This is a genomic window from Streptomyces sp. NPDC046805 (genome assembly GCF_040645355.1).
Lineage (GTDB): Bacteria > Actinomycetota > Actinomycetes > Streptomycetales > Streptomycetaceae > Streptomyces.
On sequence record NZ_JBEYYC010000027.1, the window covers coordinates 73,976 to 88,762 of the forward strand.

A 14,787-nucleotide genomic window follows, 5' to 3' on the forward strand; every position below is an offset into this window, starting at 1 on the left:
GTTGCTGCCGTATGTCTGCAACACGACGTCAGATCCTGGCCCGAGCGAGCGCGCTCGGCTCGGGCATCGTCTTCACCGGGGCTCTGTCCGAACTCTTCGCGGGCACCGCTGCCGCGCAGAACCTGGGCCACACGGGCTACGGCCCTCTCGTCCCGGACCCGAACGGCCTGCTCGACCTGCCGGAAGGCTTTCGCTACACCGTCCTCTCCCGCGAGGGCGACCAACTACGCTCGGGCGAGGGCCTCGTGCCGTCCAACCACGACGGCATGGCCGCCTTGGCCGGCAGAGGCGGCCGTACCCACCTCGTCCGCAATCACGAGAACCGCCCCACCGCGAAGATCCCGGTCCCCGCCGTCGAGGGCCTCACCTACGACCCGGCGGGTCATGGCGGTTGTACGGCCCTGACGCTGGACTCCGGCAACCGCGTGCTGTCCGAGCACGTCGCCATCGCCGGTACGGCCGTCAACTGCGCGGGCGGCCACTCCCCTTGGGGCACCTGGCTGACCTGTGAGGAGACCGAGGACAAGGCGGGCACCAACGGCTACACCAAGGACCACGGCTTCATCTTCGAGGTCCATCCCACCGACCCGCATCGCACCAGCGCCGTGCCGCTGACCGCGATGGGCCGCTTCCAGCACGAGGCGGTCGCGATCGACCCCCAGCGCGGTGTCGTCTACGAGACCGAGGACGCGTTCCTCAAGCCGTTCGGCCTCTTCTACCGCTTCCTGCCGAACAAGCCGCTGGGCGGCGTGGGTTCACTGCGCGCGGGCGGCCGGCTGCAGGCGATGCGGGTGCCCGGCGTATCGGACCTGTCGATGATCCAGGAGACCGGTGCGACCTTCGACGGCATCGAGTGGGTGGACGTACCCGACCCGCTGGCCGCCTCCACCCCCGTCCGGCTGCAGGACTACGGGCCGAAGGGGATCACTCACGCGCAGAAGCTGGAGGGCTGCTACTGGGGCGGCAACTGCGTGTACTTCGTGTCGTCGTTCGCCCACAGCGCGGACGGCTCCGCGGCCGACCACTACGGCCAGATCTGGCGCTACGACCCGCAGCGGCGCCGCCTGACCCTGGTGATCGTCTTCGGCCCGGACACGGATGTACAGCTGCCCGGCGAGTCCCCGGACAACATCTGCCTCGCCCCCAGCGGCGGCCTGATGGTGTGCGAGGACGGCAACGGCGCCCAGCACGTCTTCGGCGTCACGCGCGGGGGCGAGGTGTACGCCATGGCCCGGGGCCGGCAGAACATCGGTACGCCGGACAAGCCGGAGTGGGGCGAGTTCGCCGGGGTCACCTTCTCCCCCAACGGCGACACCATGTACGTCAACTGCTACACGCCCGGCACGACCTTCGCGGTCACCGGGCCGTGGCGCAGGTAGCCGGTCGGTCGCCGAGCGGTAGCCGTGATCATGCCGGGGCGGCACTCCGTCCCGGCATGAGGGGAGACACCCTCCAGCGCCACCGCCACCACGACGGCATCCCGGAGCGAGAACTCAGTGGCGAGCCCGGGACGTCACGGACGAACATGGAACGCATGAGTGACCAACTCGCGCGATGGACCCGGGCGACCGTCTATCCCGACATGTGGGCCGATCCGGACGACGACCCACGTAACAGCGAAGATCCCACTCCGGACGGTGAGCTTGCGACGCTGCAGGACTTCCTGGCGAACTACCGCATGACCCTGCGGATGAAGTGCGAGGGCCTGGACGCGGAGCAACTGGCCCGTCGGTCGGTTCCGCCGTCGACGATGTCGCTGCTCGGCCTGGTGCGGCACCTCGCCGAGGTGGAGCGGGACTGGCGCAACTGGATCAGCGACGGCGACCCGCTGCCGAAGCTGTACGGCGAGCGTGACGCGGACTTCGACGGAGCTGTCGCCGAGCAGGCGGTGGTCGACGCCGCGTACGTCGATCTGGAGCGTGAACAGGCCGCAACCGACGCCGCGTTGGCCGAGCATCCGGACCTGAGCGAGCGTGCAGGGAAGGACGCGGTCTCCGTTCGGGAGCTGATGGTGCACAGGGTCGAGGAGTACGCCCGCCACTGCGGGCACGCCGACCTGTTACGGGAGCGCATCGACGGGAGGGTGGGCCAGTGAGGAGGGCCGGTGTTTGCACTCGCCCCCACCAGTGGGCCATCTGGAACGCAGGCAGGGATGCGCGTTCTCGTGGTACCGGCCGCGTCGCGCGTACGCGAAGCGGGCAGGCTGTCCGTCATGGCGACGTATGACCACATTGGTGCGACGTACAGTTCCACTCGACGACCGGATCCCCGGATCGCTGCCAGGATCCACCGGGCACTCGGCGATGCCGCCACGGTGATCAACGTGGGCGCCGGCACCGGGTCGTACGAGCCACCGCACACGGTGCTGGCAGTCGAACCCAGCTCGGTGATGATCGCCCAGCGACCGGCGAGCTCGGCACGCGCCGTCCAGGCCTCCGCGGAGTCGATCCCTCTCGCTGATGACTCGGCCGACGCGGTCATGGCCCTCCTGACCGTGCATCACTGGACGGACCTGGAAGCCGGCATCGGGGAGCTGCTCCGAATCGCCCGCCGACGCGTGGTCATCTTCACCTGGGACCAGGTCGCCTTCCGGAGGTTCTGGCTGGTGGACGAGTACGTGCCGCAGGCTGCGGTGTTCGACGACACCCGGGCGATCGCAGTCGACGGGCTGGCTGCGCTGCTGGGAGGCGCTCGCATCGAGGCCGTACCGATCCCGCATGACTGCACCGACGGATTCGGCGCCGCCTTCTGGCGTCGGCCCGAGGCATACCTCGATCCGCAGGTACGGGCAGGAATTTCGATGCTCGCCCAGACCGGCGAGGAGGCCATCCGGCCGGGCCTGGCCCGGCTGTCCGACGACCTGTCTTCCGGCCTGTGGCACGAACGCCATGCCGACCTGCTCGACCGCGAAACACTTGATGTCGGCTACCGACTCCTCGTAGCCGACCTGGAGGACCAACCTGCTGACCGGGGTCCGGGAGTTGGCCCGGCGGAGCAGGAATGATTCTCCTTGCCGACGAACTCCGCCAACTCGTCGGCGGACTCGGCGGTCAGACGGTAGAAGCCCTGGAGGCCGACGGCGCGTTCGAGGCGCCCGTCCACCACGTGCTTCAGACCGCGCGTTCGACCTCGGCGGTTGCGCCAGGTGAGTCTCTCCAGAAGATCGCCGGGAATCGGTATGTCGAAGCGTACGGGCGTCGCGTCCACGTGCACCGCCGCGGCACCGCAGCCGCCGGCGCCGAGCATCCACCAGTCGTCGTGTCCGGGAAACGCCGGGTCGTCCCACGTCGCGCGGCCCGGACCGCAGCAGTCGCGCCGCTCCCTGTCGACCACCCGCATCCGGCTCACCACGTACACGACGCACCGGTTGACGTGCAGTGCGTACACCTCGTCCCCGGCCTGGGCACCCGACCAGGCGGGCAGGGAGGAATGGACGCCGCTGAAGGCGACCGGTGGCCGCTCGCCCACACGACCCGCCTTGCGCAGGGCACGGCACGTGTCATGGGTCCACAAAACGCTGAAGGCATCAGACATGCCGTGATCTTATGAACGAGGACTGACAACCTCCCCCTGTGCCGTGTCCGGCGAGGCTGGGTGACTGCCACCGAGGCGGCCCTCCGCCGGCCCCGAGTACCCCGCCTGGCCAGGGATGTGTCGCCGTATCAGAGCTCGGTCGCCCCGGTACGGACCGGGTGCTGTGCCGGTGACAGGATGGCCGCATGAGTGAGGAGCTGGACGACGTACTGGCCGACCCCGTACGGCTGTTGACTGCAGATCGCGCGGCAGTGCGTGACCACATCGCGGCCGCACAGGGCGCGGAGAGCGTGGGACGCGAGGTCTTCCTGCAGGCCGAGGCGATCTTCGGCGGCGCGGACACGACGCCCGCGGAGTTCGCCTCCTGGCTGCACTTCGCGGCGAAGGCGACCGGCCACGAGGAGTACGCCGAGCGGATCGCGAAGGCCGAGCCGGGGATGCCGTGGCGCACGGTGTGGGCGTGGTGGCGCCCGGCCAACTGGTTCATGGCCCACCCGAGCCTGAACGGCGACTACTACCAGGTCCAGCGCCGCCTGTACGAGGGGCGAGAGCTCGTCGAGGTGACCGACCAGCGCGGCCCGCTCCGGCTCGACGCGCAGACGGGCCGGCGGGTGACGGTCCAGGACGAAGGAGCGCTGGCAGAAGCGTCCTGGCCGACTGAGGCGCTTGCCGCACATGAGCTGCACAACTGGGAGTTGACCGCCCCGGAGAGCTGGGCAGATGCCCTCGCTTTCGCCGCCGAGGGCAGCAGGACCCGCCATCTCGTCGAGGACGCGCACGGCATGGCCGTGCTCGAGACGGACGCGGCAGTGCTGCGGGACTGGCCGCGCGGCGGAGGAATCGACCCCACGTCGTCCGAGGAACCCCCGCCCGGCGGTCTCGAACCGGCCCGACGCCGGCCGACAGGTCCGCTCACCGCGGCCCGGGTCGACGACGCCTTCGGGCAGCGGCACGTGGTTCGTCTGCCCGAGAACGCACTGCCCGAAGGGCTCGAACACCCGGGAAGCAGGGGGCACTTGCGGGACATCGGGCTGCCCTCGTGGTGGGCATGTCACGGGGGCGAGTACGAGACCCATTCGGTCGAGGCAATGCGGCCCCCGGCCGACGGCGCTGTGTCCGCGGACGGGTTGCCCAGCGGTGTGGCCGCCGCGGACCTGATCGCCTTCGGCATGTGCGACTACGGCGAGCTCTACCTGCACCGCCGCGACGGGTCCGTGTACATCTGGAGTCGACTGGGCGGCCGTACGGACCAGACGTTGGTGCCGCTCGCGCCGGATCTCGACGTCTTCACTCGCGTCCTTGAGGCCGTCGACCGCTACCGCAACGCCTGCTGGCACTCCTATCCGGTGGAGGGGGACCAGGAGACGGTGGCGCAGGTGTTCCTGGACGAGCTGGACGAGTTGGCCCCGGGCCTGCTCGACCCGGCCACGCCCGGCGGCGAGGTGTGGAGCTGGCTCTACGCAGGCATCACCGAGCTGGGCGTGGACGGCTTTTAGCACCCTCACTGACACCCTTCACTGACACCTGCACGGGCGCCTCCGGGGGCGGGCTCCGAAGGCGCCTTGGGTGGCTGATCCGTCGTCACGCGGCATCAGACAGGTCACCTCGGGAAGACGGTCTCTTCGTGTGCGAGTCCCGTCACTTGACCGAGGAGGAGGCGTGAACCGTTCCTACGTGGTGACCGGTGGAGGGCGAGGTATCGGACGAGCCGTCGTCGAGCGGTTGCTCGGCGAGGGGAGATTTGTGGTCGCGATCGACCACGACGCGGTCTCGCTCGACTGGGCTCAGGGCCATCCGGCCGGACCGCGGGTGATTCCAGTCATCGGCGACGCCTCGGACGAGACGGTCACGGAGCACGCCGCCGATCTGGCGCAATCCGCGGGCGCACTCGTGGGCTGGGTCAACAACGCCGCTGTGTTCCGCGACACTTCGATCCATACGGCCTCGCCTCGCGAGGTCCTGGATCTCATCGCGCTGAACCTCGACCCTGTCGTTGTGGGCTGCGCGACCGCAATCCGCCGCTTTCTCGCCGCCGGTACGGGCGGGGCCGTCGTCAACGTCTCCTCGCACCAGGCCCAGCGGGCAGTCCGAGGAGCGCTGCCGTACTCCACGGCCAAAGCGGCCACCGAGGGACTGACCCGAGCCCTGGCTGTGGAGTACGGCCCGCACAACATCCGGGTCAACGCCGTGTCTCTCGGATCGATCAGCACCGAACGACACGAGGCGTTCCTCGCACGGCAGGAGCCCCAGGAGGCCGCGCGGATCGAGCGAGAGATACGGCTTCTCCATCCGGTCGGCCGACCTGGGCGCCCCGAAGAGGTCGCTGCCGCCATTGCCCACCTTCTGTCAGGCGACTCGAGCTTCATCAACGGCGCCATCGTGCCCGTGGACGGCGGTCGATCAGCGCTCGGACGCGATCCCGAGGAAACCTGAGCCGTCCCTGGAGTCAGAGGTGCTTACCGAAGAAATCGGTGAGCTTCGCGACCCTGCACGCCTCCAAGTCGCCAAATCGCCAAGTAGTCAGGTGGCTAGGTCACCTTGTCACCCACTCGCCACATCACGGCGTCGGAGCACCGGAGAGCAACGCCCGGGCCTGGAAGGCGATCCAGAGTTCGGTGATGTCGGCGGTCTCGGCGAGCGTACGGCCCGTGAGCTGTTCCACCCGCTGGATGCGGTACATGACCGTCTGCTTGTGCACGTTCAGGGCGGCTGCGGTCCGTTGCCACGAGCGGCGGTGCTGGAGAAAGGCCTCCAGCGTGGCCGTCAGGTCGGTTCCGTGGGCCGCGTCGTAGGTGAGCAGCGGGCCGAGGACACGGTCGGTGACTGACTGGGCCTCCTCGATGCTGCGCAGCACCGTGTAGGTCGTCTCGTCGCCGTAGCGTGCGCATCCGTCGGGTGCGGCGCGTGCCAGGGAGAGGGCCCATACGGCCTCGCGCCGGGCCATGGGGATCCGCTCGGGGCTGCCGACCGTGGTGCTCACGCCCAGTGCCGTCCCGGGGCCGAGCTTGTGGCGCAGGGCGTCGAGGTCGCGCGGGGCGTCGCGCAGCAGGGCGAGGAACAGGCTGCCGCGTTTGAGGAGCAGGTGGGGTATGCGGCGGCGACTGAGCGTCAGATGGATGTCCCGCTGGCCGGGGCCGTCGTCGTGGTGGGCTGCTACGACGACGGTGTGGGCGGGAGCGAGTCTGGCGGCGGTCAGTTCCCGGGACGCGGCGGGCGGGTCGATTCTCGTGTCGAGGAGGTGGGCGAGGAGTTCGGCGCCCAGCCGGCGCTCGTGTTCGCGGACCATCGCCTGGTGGGCGGTCTCCACGGCGGCGGCGGTGGCCAGGTGATGAAGGAGGGAGGTGTCCATGCCGGGGAGGTCCACGGCGACGAGGACCGTGGGCTCCTCGGCGGGGACCTCCACCGCCAGCGCTGTGGTGTGGCCGGCCGGCTGGAGGTGGAGTACGCCGGGGATGCGGCCGTCGTGCGCCTCGATGCCGGCGATCAGAGCTTGGCGCAGCACGGAGTCCGGTTCCGGAGCCGTAGGGTCGACGGGGTGGCCGGTGGAGGTGTCCAGGAGCAGCAGACGGCAGCCGAGGTCACGCCCGAGCCGGGCGGTGGGCGAGTCTCCGACCCCGCCGCCCAGGCTGTCCCGGAGTACGCCGTAGATCCGCTCGATCTGGCCGAAGCGTGCGGAGTCCTCCCCTGAGTTGGCGTCGGCGACGGCTCGCGCCACCGCGGCGAAGCTGACCGAGTACGACGCCGTCAGTACGGCCAGGGTCCGTTCCTCCGCCGCCGCTGCCAACTCCCCGCGCAGTGCGGGCATCTGGGAGTCCTCACCGATCACGATGCCGCTGGCGCCCGCGTCGGCGCAGCGGTGCAGCAGGGCGGCCTGAGCGGAGCCGTCGGACGGGAGCGTGCGCCCGTTGCGCATGAGGAGTTCGCCGCCCGCCATCCAGTCCCACGGGCTGTCGAGATCGGAGGCGTGGGCCCAGGACACGGTCCTGTCCAGGCCGGCCGCACCGGCGAAGAGGCCGAGTCGGAGGTGAGGCAGGTTCAGTACGTCGGCGACGGTGGCACGCACGGCCCCTCCCGAAGGCGTTTCGTGTGTTCCGGGTGATTGTGTTGTGCGATCGCTCAAACTGCAATCCCCGATTGTGGTTTTCGCGTTGTGGATCTTCGGTCCGGCGGGCCCGCAGACTCCCTGCAGTCCGGCCCTGGATGGCCGGACGACAGGTGACCACAGGCCCCGGAGAGGGGCAGGCAAGGAGCCGGCGGATGACCAAGCATCCGGTTGCGTCCCAGGCTGCGCGGGGCGCCTCAGCGACGACGGACCACGAGGGTGACAGCCGCCTCAACCGAGGTTTCAGCTTCCGCTCGGCCTTCTCCCTGGCCTTCGCGGACGTCTCCCCCATCGTCGCGCTGTACGCGATCTTCACTCTGGGGCTGTTCTCGGCGGGCCCGGCATTCATCTGGGCCTTCCCGGTCGTGCTGGTCGGGCAGTTGCTGGTGGCGTGTGTGTTCGGTGAGCTCGCCTCCCGGTGGCCGTATGCCGGAAGCGTCTACCAGTGGGCCCGGCACGTGCGGGGCACGTCATGGGGCTGGGCGGCTGCCTGGGCGTACGCCTGGGGGCTGACGATCGCCCTGTCCACCCTGGCGTACGGGGCGGCCGGCTTCCTGCTGCCCGCGCTCGGGGTGAACGACGCCGGCCGGGCGCTGACCGCCGGAACCGCCATCGCGATCCTGGCCGTGGGCAGCGTCGCCAACATGGTGGGCCGCAGCGTCCTGAAGGTGATGGTCGTGGCCAGCATCATCTGCGAGGTCGTCGGCTCGGTGGGCCTGAGCACCGTGCTCCTGCTGTTCCACCGGGTCAACCCGGTGCACATCCTCTTCGACGGCTACGGCACCCAGGGCACCGGAGCGTGGCTCGGCGGGCCGCTGCTGGTCGCCACGGCCTACGTCGGATGGTCGTTCGTCGGCTTCGAGGCGGCGGGCTCCATCGCCGAGGAGGTGGAGAAGCCGGAGCGCAACGTGCCCAAGGCGATCATCCTGTCGCTGCTGTGCGTGGCCGCGATCGTGATGTACTCCAGCGTCGCCCTGGTCCTCGCCATACCCGACCTGCAGCACGTGATGGCGGACAAGAGCGGCGACCCGGTGACCCAGACGCTCGTCGCCCAACTCGGATCCGTGATCGCCCGCCCGCTGCTCATCCTCTTCGTGATCGGGTTCCTCTCCAGCTTCCTGGCGGTCCAGGCGGCCGTCTCGCGTTGCCTCTGGGGCTCCGCCCGGGACCACGCCCTGCCGGGCTCCAGGAGCCTGGCGAAACTGGCCGGTCCCGAGCGGCTGCCGGTGAACGCGATCGCGCTGACCGGCGCCGTCGCCGCCGTCCTCGTCCTGCTCGCCGGCTCCCGCCTGTACGGCGTGCTGGTGAACTTCACCACCATGGGCTTCCAACTCGCCTTCGCGGTACCCGTGGTGGGTGCGGCTGTCGCCCGGTTGCGCGGCAAGTGGCAGCCCGGAGCCTTCAGTCTGGGACGCTGGGGCACGCCGGTGACCCTGCTCGCCGCCCTGTGGACGATCGCGCAGACCGTCAACATCGCCTGGCCGCGCTCCTCCATGGGCGACACCTGGTACGTGCGGTGGAGCATGATCCTCATGACCGTGCTGCTCGCCGCCGTCGGCGCCGTCGTCTTCGCTTTCATGCGCAAGCGGATCAAGCAGCCGCTCGCCGACCGCCTCCCCGCGGACAGCCCCGGGACGGTCTCCGCCACTTCCGAGGCCTCGGCGGTCACCGGCGCCGCGGCACCGGGCGACGTACGAACGGAGTCGGCATGAGCGCGCGTACATCACGGCGGGTGGCCCTGGTCACCGGGGCGGGCAGCGGTATCGGCGCGAGCATCGCCGCCGGACTCGGCGCGGCCGGATGGACCGTCGCGGGGATCGACCTTCACCCGGCCCCCGACACGGCACTGGCGCTGATGCTTGCCGCCGACGTCGCGGACGCGGACGCCGTACGCACCGCGGTGAGCCGGGTGGAAGCGGAGCTCGGTCCCATCGACGCGCTGGTCAGCGCGGCAGGCCACTACGCGATCACCCCCGTCGCCGAGATCACGCACGAGCAGTGGACGCGCATGCTGCGTGTCCATCTCGGCGGACTGGTCAACTCCGCGCGCGCGGTGCTCCCTTCGATGGTCGAGCGCGGCGGCGGCAGTATCGTCGCGATCTCCTCCGAGCTGGCGATCGGCGGGGGTGAGGGCGAGGCGCACTATGCCGCCGCCAAGGGTGCGGCCATCGGGCTCGTACGCAGCCTGGCGGCCGAGTTCGGCTCCCGCGGAGTCCGTGTGAACGCGGTCGCGCCCGGTCCGACCGACACGCCCCTGCTCGCCGCCGACTCACCCTGGCGGGCGCCCGAGTATCTGGCGACGCTGCCGGCCCGGCGGCTCGGGCGCCCCGACGAGGTCGCCGCGGTCGTGCAATTCCTGCTGGAGGAAGGCACGTTCTGCACCGGCGAAGTCCTGTCCCCGAACTGCGGAGCGGTGATCTGAGCATGGAACGCGATCCGGCAGTGGAAGGTGATCCGACCATGGAAGCCCTGGCGCGCCCGACACCCCCGACACACCCGACACGGCCCCTCTGGGGTGCGACCGCTTTGGTCACCGGTGCCACACAGGGAATCGGGAAGGCCATCGCCCGGCGCCTCGCCGACGACGGAGCCCGCGTCGCCGTGGGCGACCGGGTCCACTCCTCGGCGATGGACGCAACTGTCGCTGCGACGGGCGGAGTTCCCGCACCCGCCGACATAGCCGACCGGGGGCAGGTGCACGCCCTGGTCGACCGGCTGCGCGACGAGGTCGGCGACATCGATGTGCTGGTGTGCAACGCGGCCTACATGACCATGGGCACGTTCACCGAGTACGACGAAGCCGACTGGTGGAAGGTCGTCGACACCAACCTCAGCGGGACCTTCCACCTCGTGCAGGCCGTCCTGCCCGGCATGCGCCGCCGCGGCCGGGGGCGCATCGTCGTGATCTCCTCCGAGTGGGGCGTCAACGGCTGGCCGGAGGCCAGCGCCTACGCCGCCTCCAAGGCCGGGCTGATCTCCCTGGTCAAGAGCCTGGGCCGGGAACTCGCGCCCGAGGGCATCCTCGTCAACGCCATCGCACCGGGCGTCATCGACACCCCTCAGCTCCAGGTCGACGCCGAGGCCGCCCGACTGCCCCTGCACGCGATGCACAAGCATTACGCGGCCGGCATTCCGCTCGGCCGGATCGGCCGGCCGGAAGAGATCGCCTCCGCGGTCGCCCTGCTCAGCGACTTCCGCATCGGCTCCTTTGCGGGCCAGACCATCCAGATCAACGGAGGAACCACCCGATGCCGCGTGTGAACCGCCCCGCCGAGGCCGGCCCCGCACCCGTCGGCCAGACCGACGGCCAGGTCAGTCCCCGCTACGCGGGCCTGACCACCTTCGCCCGGCTGCCCCGCATCGAGGACGTACCGGGCCACGACGTCGCGGTCGCCGGTGTGCCCTTCGACGCCGGCGTGACGTTCCGGCCCGGAGCCCGCTTCGGGCCCTCCGCGATCCGCGAGGCCTCCCGGCTCCTGCGCCCGTACAACCCCCAGCTCGACGTGATGCCGTTCCGCGACCAGCAGGTCGTCGACGCCGGCGATCTGCCGTGCAATCCGTTCGACATCGCCCAGGCCGCCAAGGAGATCGAGGAGGCCGCCTACGGGCTGATCCGCGACGGAGCCCGGCTGGTCACCCTCGGCGGCGACCACACCATCGCCTATCCGCTGCTGCGGGCGATGAACCGGGTGCACGGACCCGTGGCCCTGGTGCACTTCGACGCCCACCTCGACACCTGGGACACCTACTTCGACGCGCCGCTGACCCACGGGACCCCGTTCCGGCGGGCTGCCGAGGAGGGCCTGTTCCTGCCGGGTTCCAGCGCGCACGTCGGCATCCGCGGATCGCTGTACGACCCCCAGGACCTGACCAGTGACGCGGAACTGGGCTTCACCATCGTGCACTGCGCCGACCTCGAGACGCTGACCGTGCGCGATGTCGTCAGCCTGCTGCGGCAGCGGATCGGCGACGCCCCGCTGTACGTCTCCGTCGACATCGACGTACTGGATCCCGCGCATGCCCCGGCGACCGGCACCCCGGAAGCCGGCGGGATGACCAGCCGGGAACTGCTCGGCATCCTCCGCGGCTTCAAGGGCCTCAACCTCGTCGGGGCCGACGTCGTCGAGGTCTCCCCCGCGTACGACCACGCCGACATCACCGCCGTCGCCGCGGCCAACCTCGCCTACGAGTTCGTCTCCCTCTGCACGAAGGGCACGTGATGGTTCCGCAGCCCGCACAACCGGTGGTGTGGCCGCAGGGCAAGCGCGCCGCGGCCTGCTTCAGTTTCGACGTCGACGCCGAGTCCGCCGTGCTGCACGAGCATCCCCGGGCGGCACAGCGCATGTCCGTGATGAGCCACCAGTCCTACGGTCCGCTGGTCGGCGTCCCCCGGCTGCTGAGGATCCTGGCCCGCCATGACGTGCGCGCCACCTTCTTCGTGCCCGGCTGGACTGCACGCCGCTACCCCGACACCGTGCGCGCCATCGTCGACGGCGGCCACGAGATCGCCCACCACGGCTATCTGCACGAGCCGTTGGCCGGTGTGGACGCCAAGGCGGAGGCCGACTATCTCGACCGCGGCCTGGAGGCCCTCGACGCGGTGGCCGGGGTACGGCCGGTGGGCTACCGGGCACCGATGTGGGAACTGACCTACAACTCCCCACGCCTGCTGGCCGAACGCGGCTTCCTCTACGACAGCAGCCTGATGGACGCGGACGTCCCCTACGAACTGTCCGTGCCGGGCAGCCCGTCGCCCTTGGTAGAGATCCCCATCCAGTGGGCCCTCGACGACTGGGAGCAGTACTGCTACCTCCCCGGGATCTCCGGCAGCGGACTCATCGAGAGCCCCCGCAAGGCGCTCGAGATCTGGTCCCTGGAATTCGAGGCCGTACGGCAGGAAGGGGGCTGCTTCGTCCTGACCACGCACCCGTTCCTCACCGGCCGTCCCTCTCGCGCTGCCGCCCTGGAGGAACTGATCGCACGGGCCGTGGGCACCGGGGACACATGGGTGACGTCCCTGTCCGAAGTCGCCCGGCACATCCGTTCCCTGGGCCTCCAGCCGCGCGTGCTCACACCACCGGACCCCACCCGGTGAGCAGGGGGCGCGGCAGGCGCCGTCGGTCAGTCGTCGGTCAGTCGTCCGTGTCGCGGCCGGAATCGTCCCGCAGTTCCCGCCAGAACTGCATATGGCGCACCAGGTACAGGGCGGCGAACAGGATGACGATCTGCAGACCCACGGCGAGCAGCCAGAAGACGCCCTCACTCGTCAGCTCGTTCGTCATGTAGTTGAAGTTCATGCCGAAGAACCCGGTGATGAAGGTCAGCGGCAGGAAGATCATCGATACGACGGTGAGCCGGTTGATCACGGCGTTCTGCTCGCCGCTCACCAGCGACGAGTAGGTGAGCATGACCCGCCGGGTGCCGTCCTGCAGTGATTCGATGGCCGCCAGTGCCTGGGTCATGTTGCGTTCGTAGGTGCGGTGCAACGCCCGGCGCTCCTCCGGGAGCGTGCTGTCCACCACCCGCCGTGTCAGGAGTTCCTGCATCCCCTGCGCGAAGGGCAGGAGTTCGTGGTGCAGCAGGGACGCGCTCCGACGCAGGAGCGCCAGCCGGTAGACCTGCCGCTGACGCCGCCGCACGAACATCTCGTCCTCGAGATCCTCCACTCCCAGGACACCCTGCCCGGCGGACCGGCGAAACGTGTCGAGGGCACTCTGCAGCAGCAGGAACAGGCAGGCGACGAGATCGGCCGGCCTGTCGTGGCACAGCCGGGCGATGAAGTCCTCCATCAGCTCGACCGGGCCCCGATGCACCGTGATCAGGTACCGGTCCCGCAGCAGGACGTGCACATGGACCACGTTGTCGTCCTCCACCAAGGGCACGACCAAACCGCCGGTCTCGCCGTCGTATTCGGTCCGAACGGGTTCACCGTCCCTGCCGAACCATTCCAGTGTGTCCCCGTCCAGTCCCAGCAGGCCGGACACCGGCTGTGCCTCCGGTGGCATCTCCTCGGGCAGCTCGATGTCCACCATCAGGCAGTCCGAGGCCGCCAAGCGCTCCCGTGCCTCCGACAGGCCGGTACGCGTGACGGCCCCGTCCGGCATCGACACCACTGATGCGATCACGCTGCCCAGCGTGCGCACACGCCACCGCCCCCGCATACGGAGAGATGGGCCTGCAGCCCGAAGATCCCCCGAACAGGTGCCTTGCCGCCCCGTTACGGGGCGGGGTGGCGGACCGGCACGTCCGTCTACGTCACGGGCGCACAGCCCGCCGTCGGCGCCGCCGTCGCCGTGGTGGAGCCGTACGCTCCCGTCGCCCACGCGTGCAGCACGACGCAGACGTATCCGAGCGTCGTTTGTGCATCGAATGTGTCCGAGTCGGAGCCTTCGTCGTGAGTGTCGGCGGCCTCGGCCTGTTCGAGGTAGCGCCGGAGCTGGTGCAGTCCCCGCCGTGCGTGGCTCTTCACCGTGCCCAGCGGCCAGCCCGTGCGGGCGGCGATCTCCGTCTGGGTGAGGTCCTCGTAGAAGGCCAGGTACAGCACCCGCCGCTGCGTGGCGGGCAGGCGTTGCAGCGCGTTCCGGACGAGGACCCGGTCGAGTGCCGCCTCGGGACCCGCGTGTGCGGCACCGGCGGCGGTCGTGTGGGCGAGGGCCGCGCCGGCCGCCGCCACGAGTTCGCCGCGCCGAGTGCGGGCCGACAGGGCGTCGACGATCTTGCGCCGCGTGATCCCGACGATCCAGCCGGCCAGCGGGCCGCGCTCCGGCCGGTAGCCCCGCCGTCCGCACCACACGCCGAGGAACACCTGCTGAGTGACGTCCTCCGCCTCCCCGGCGTCGCCGAGTGAGCGCCAGGCCAGCGTGTACACCAGTCCGGACCAGCGGCGATAGGCGGCGGCCAGGCAGGCCTCGTCGCCCGCCACCAGGCCCCGCGCGAGCTCCTCGTCCGCGCACGGCACCTCGAACGGAACGCGGGGCGGCACCTCGGCCGGCACTCCAGGGGTGGCGGACGCGGTGGCGCAGGCGGTCGGATTCGGCGCCATGACCCGGCTCCTCACGTGTGACGTTCCAGCCCTCGGGCGAGCTCACCGTCATCGTGCGAGTCGATGCGCCGCGCGGACAACTTGCATTGATTCTGCGTCGTATGCTCGT

The 14,787-nt window shown here is 70.3% G+C and carries 13 protein-coding genes and 1 pseudogene; 10 read left to right on the forward strand and 4 right to left on the reverse strand.

The window, feature by feature from the left end:
* Positions 1 to 11 precede the first annotated feature (11 nt).
* The 3 genes from ABZ910_RS26480 to ABZ910_RS26490 all read left to right on the forward strand — a co-directional run bounded on the left by ABZ910_RS26480 (position 12) and on the right by ABZ910_RS26490 (position 3,004).
* On the forward strand, positions 12 to 1,379 hold the full coding sequence (locus tag ABZ910_RS26480) for an alkaline phosphatase PhoX (protein ID WP_361369484.1): 1,368 nt from the start codon (positions 12 to 14) through the stop codon (positions 1,377 to 1,379).
* Positions 1,380 to 1,525: 146 nt separating this feature from the next.
* Positions 1,526 to 2,095: a DinB family protein gene (locus ABZ910_RS26485; RefSeq protein ID WP_361369576.1), complete on the forward strand. Its 570-nt coding sequence runs from the start codon at positions 1,526 to 1,528 to the stop codon at positions 2,093 to 2,095.
* A 228-nt stretch (positions 2,096 to 2,323) separates the two neighbouring features.
* Positions 2,324 to 3,004, forward strand: coding sequence for a class I SAM-dependent methyltransferase (locus ABZ910_RS26490; RefSeq protein WP_361369486.1), 681 nt, complete (start codon positions 2,324 to 2,326; stop codon positions 3,002 to 3,004).
* On the opposite strand, the gene ABZ910_RS26495 is transcribed toward ABZ910_RS26490, so the two are convergent.
* Positions 2,926 to 3,534 carry a hypothetical protein gene (locus ABZ910_RS26495; RefSeq protein ID WP_361369488.1) on the reverse strand — a complete coding sequence of 203 codons (609 nt, stop codon included), beginning with the start codon at positions 3,532 to 3,534 and terminating at the stop codon, positions 2,926 to 2,928. The genes ABZ910_RS26490 and ABZ910_RS26495 overlap by 79 nt on opposite strands.
* Positions 3,535 to 3,719: 185 nt before the next feature.
* Between ABZ910_RS26495 and ABZ910_RS26500 the strand changes: the two genes are divergently transcribed.
* Both ABZ910_RS26500 and ABZ910_RS26505 read left to right on the forward strand, forming a co-directional pair.
* Positions 3,720 to 5,030: an SUKH-4 family immunity protein gene (locus ABZ910_RS26500; protein ID WP_361369489.1), complete on the forward strand. Its 1,311-nt coding sequence runs from the start codon at positions 3,720 to 3,722 to the stop codon at positions 5,028 to 5,030.
* Between the two features lie 163 nt (positions 5,031 to 5,193).
* The gene (locus ABZ910_RS26505; protein ID WP_361369491.1) at positions 5,194 to 5,967 is read left to right on the forward strand and encodes an SDR family oxidoreductase; all 774 of its coding nucleotides are present in this window, start codon (positions 5,194 to 5,196) and stop codon (positions 5,965 to 5,967) included.
* Between the two features lie 124 nt (positions 5,968 to 6,091).
* Here the strand turns inward: ABZ910_RS26505 and ABZ910_RS26510 are convergent, their stop codons facing one another.
* Entirely contained in the window at positions 6,092 to 7,597 is a 1,506-nt protein-coding gene (locus ABZ910_RS26510) for a PucR family transcriptional regulator ligand-binding domain-containing protein (RefSeq protein ID WP_361369493.1), read from the reverse strand.
* 194 nt (positions 7,598 to 7,791) lie between these two features.
* Here ABZ910_RS26510 and ABZ910_RS26515 point away from each other — a divergent pair, with 194 nt between their 5' ends.
* From ABZ910_RS26515 to ABZ910_RS26535, 5 genes are read left to right on the forward strand one after another with little or no spacing between them, the layout of a single operon-like run.
* The gene (locus tag ABZ910_RS26515; RefSeq protein ID WP_361369495.1) at positions 7,792 to 9,348 is read left to right on the forward strand and encodes an APC family permease; all 1,557 of its coding nucleotides are present in this window, start codon (positions 7,792 to 7,794) and stop codon (positions 9,346 to 9,348) included.
* On the forward strand, positions 9,345 to 10,058 hold the full coding sequence (locus ABZ910_RS26520) for an SDR family oxidoreductase (RefSeq protein ID WP_361369497.1): 714 nt from the start codon (positions 9,345 to 9,347) through the stop codon (positions 10,056 to 10,058). Before ABZ910_RS26515 ends, ABZ910_RS26520 begins: the two co-directional genes overlap by 4 nt.
* 38 nt (positions 10,059 to 10,096) lie before the next feature.
* The gene (locus ABZ910_RS26525; RefSeq protein ID WP_361369498.1) at positions 10,097 to 10,897 is read left to right on the forward strand and encodes an SDR family oxidoreductase; all 801 of its coding nucleotides are present in this window, start codon (positions 10,097 to 10,099) and stop codon (positions 10,895 to 10,897) included.
* Positions 10,885 to 11,856 carry an agmatinase gene (gene speB / locus ABZ910_RS26530; protein WP_361369499.1) on the forward strand — a complete coding sequence of 324 codons (972 nt, stop codon included), beginning with the start codon at positions 10,885 to 10,887 and terminating at the stop codon, positions 11,854 to 11,856. The genes ABZ910_RS26525 and speB overlap by 13 nt, the downstream gene beginning before the upstream one ends.
* Complete coding sequence (locus tag ABZ910_RS26535) at positions 11,856 to 12,731, forward strand: polysaccharide deacetylase (RefSeq protein WP_361369577.1); 876 nt, start codon at positions 11,856 to 11,858, stop codon at positions 12,729 to 12,731. Before speB ends, ABZ910_RS26535 begins: the two co-directional genes overlap by 1 nt.
* Before the next feature lie 37 nt (positions 12,732 to 12,768).
* Here the strand turns inward: ABZ910_RS26535 and ABZ910_RS26540 are convergent, their stop codons facing one another.
* A complete protein-coding gene (locus tag ABZ910_RS26540) occupies positions 12,769 to 13,761 on the reverse strand; it encodes a CorA family divalent cation transporter (protein ID WP_361369501.1) in 993 nt (330 codons plus the stop codon).
* Between the two features lie 290 nt (positions 13,762 to 14,051).
* Positions 14,052 to 14,678 (reverse strand): annotated as a pseudogene (locus tag ABZ910_RS26545) (sigma-70 family RNA polymerase sigma factor); the annotation flags it as partial.
* Between the last annotated feature and the right edge of the window lie 109 nt (positions 14,679 to 14,787).

Excerpts from the sequence above, each read along its gene's own strand:
- ABZ910_RS26480 (WP_361369484.1), top strand. The coding sequence starts at position 12 with ATGTCTGCAACACGACGTCAGATCCTGGCCCGAGCGAGCGCGCTCGGC.
- ABZ910_RS26485 (WP_361369576.1), top strand. The coding sequence starts at position 1,526 with ATGGAACGCATGAGTGACCAACTCGCGCGATGGACCCGGGCGACCGTC.
- ABZ910_RS26495 (WP_361369488.1), bottom strand. The coding sequence starts at position 3,534 with ATGTCTGATGCCTTCAGCGTTTTGTGGACCCATGACACGTGCCGTGCC.
- ABZ910_RS26500 (WP_361369489.1), top strand. The coding sequence starts at position 3,720 with ATGAGTGAGGAGCTGGACGACGTACTGGCCGACCCCGTACGGCTGTTG.
- ABZ910_RS26515 (WP_361369495.1), top strand. The coding sequence starts at position 7,792 with ATGACCAAGCATCCGGTTGCGTCCCAGGCTGCGCGGGGCGCCTCAGCG.
- ABZ910_RS26520 (WP_361369497.1), top strand. The coding sequence starts at position 9,345 with ATGAGCGCGCGTACATCACGGCGGGTGGCCCTGGTCACCGGGGCGGGC.
- ABZ910_RS26525 (WP_361369498.1), top strand. The coding sequence starts at position 10,097 with ATGGAAGCCCTGGCGCGCCCGACACCCCCGACACACCCGACACGGCCC.
- speB (WP_361369499.1), top strand. The coding sequence starts at position 10,885 with ATGCCGCGTGTGAACCGCCCCGCCGAGGCCGGCCCCGCACCCGTCGGC.
- ABZ910_RS26535 (WP_361369577.1), top strand. The coding sequence starts at position 11,856 with ATGGTTCCGCAGCCCGCACAACCGGTGGTGTGGCCGCAGGGCAAGCGC.